The organism is Candidatus Thiosymbion oneisti (genome assembly GCF_900092655.1).
Taxonomy (GTDB): Bacteria; Pseudomonadota; Gammaproteobacteria; order Chromatiales; family Chromatiaceae; genus Thiosymbion; species Thiosymbion oneisti.
This window is the reverse complement of record NZ_FLUY01000684.1, coordinates 1-1,679: the sequence shown is the minus strand read 5'-3', so window position 1 is coordinate 1,679 and position 1,679 is coordinate 1. Positions and strand designations below refer to the sequence as shown.

Here is a 1,679-nt window from a genome sequence, read left to right as displayed (position 1 = left end):
CGGCGCCGACGCAAGCTCTGCTACTGAGGCCGTTGACACTAACTTAATGGCAGTGACGCTGGAGCGTGGGAACGAGCGCGAAATCGCGTTCGCTTTTTGAATCCGCAGATTACACAGATTTTCGCAGATTGTTTCTTTCTTCATCTGCGGAAATCTGCGTAATCTGCGGATTGAAAAGGATATCGGAGTTCATGCCTCGCAGAAACGCCGAATCATTCCCCGCAGTAGCTCCAGGGTCGGAGGGATCCGGCCAACCTCCAGGTACTCGTCCGGCTGATGGGCCTGGGCCAGGTTACCCGGCCCGAGGATCAGGGTCTCCATTCCCAGTTGGTTGAAAAAGGGGGCCTCGGTCCCGAAGCTCACTGCCTCCGCTGCGTGACCGGTGAGCAATTCCCCTGCCTTGACGATGGCCGATTCCCGCGGTGTTTCAGCCGGTGGGATACTGGCGAACAGGGGCTCTACCTCCCATGCGAGTCCGCGCCGACCGGCGATTGCCGCGACCCGACTCGCCAGCTCGGAGCGCAAATCTTCGGTCTTCATTCCCGGCAGCACCCGCAGATCCAGGTGCAGCTCACAGTTATCACAGATGCGGTTGAAATTGTCGCCGCCATGGATATAGCCCAGGTTAAGCGTCGGGCTCGGCAAGGCAAAAGCGGGATGGTGATAGCGTCGTTCGAGCGCCTCACGCCAGGCCATGAGGTCTCCCATGATCTCCTGCATGCCATCGAGGGCATTGCGGCCCAGGCTCGGTTCACTCGCATGGCCGCTCCGCCCCGTCAGGCGTATCGCCTCCCCCATCACTCCCTTGTGCAGGCGCACCGGGCTGAGCCCGGTCGGCTCCCCAATCAGGGCATAGCGACCGCTGGGACGGCCGGCATGGGCCAGCGCCCGGGCCCCGCTCATGGAGGACTCTTCGTCCGCGGTGGCCAGGATCACCAGGGGCCTGCCCAGGTCTTGCGCCCTCAGCCCCTTTGCGGCCTCGATGGCGATACCGAGGAAGGACTTCATGTCGCTGGTACCGAGCCCGTAGAGCCGACCATTGTCTTCCGTGAGGCGGAATGGGTCGTGGCTCCAGCGTTCCGGGTTGCAGGGAACCGTGTCCGTGTGCCCCGCCAACACCAGCCCACCGGGTCCCGTCCCCAGGGTCGCAATCAAATTGACCTTACCCGGACGATCCGGTACTTCCATCAGCTCGGTACGAAATCCCGCCGCCTCCAGCCAATCGGCCAGCAGATCGATGACGGCCTGATTGCTCTGATCCAAGCCGGGATTGACGCTGCTGACGGACGGCGTGGCGATCAGGGCCTCCAGCATGGAGGTCAGGGATGGTATGGTATGGGACATACAGTTGCTCCCCAGGATCGGACCGGGAAATCTTTTAGTCCGCAGATTACACCGATTGCGGAGTAAAAAAACGAAAGGATCTGCGTAATCTGCGGATATATACTGCCACACGGCACAATTGTGTATTTCACTCCCTTTCCCACCGGGAGGGTGTCGTAAAAGGTGAGGCCCGACGCGGTCATTCTCGTTCCCACGCGCTGCGTGGGAAGCTGGTTGCTCTGCGCCGCGGAGAGCATCAGGCCGGTGTCCGGCATTCGGATACCCGTCGCGCGTGAATATTTCGGTAAGCGAGGTGTGCCGATGGTGCCCGAGCGCAAGGCGCGGCGAGGAGGAAT

1 protein-coding gene is annotated in these 1,679 nt (G+C 61.5%); it reads right to left on the bottom strand.

Translation table 11 applies throughout. The features are described 5' to 3' along the window. Positions 1-189: 189 nt before the first annotated feature. The gene (gene argE / locus BQ17_RS07365; protein ID WP_089725719.1) at positions 190-1,344 is read right to left on the bottom strand and encodes an acetylornithine deacetylase; all 1,155 of its coding nucleotides are present in this window, start codon (positions 1,342-1,344) and stop codon (positions 190-192) included. Between the last annotated feature and the right edge of the window lie 335 nt (positions 1,345-1,679).

Bases quoted from the DNA above. Each gene is read 5' to 3' on its own strand.
- argE (WP_089725719.1), bottom strand. From the start codon at position 1,344: ATGTCCCATACCATACCATCCCTGACCTCCATGCTGGAGGCCCTGATC.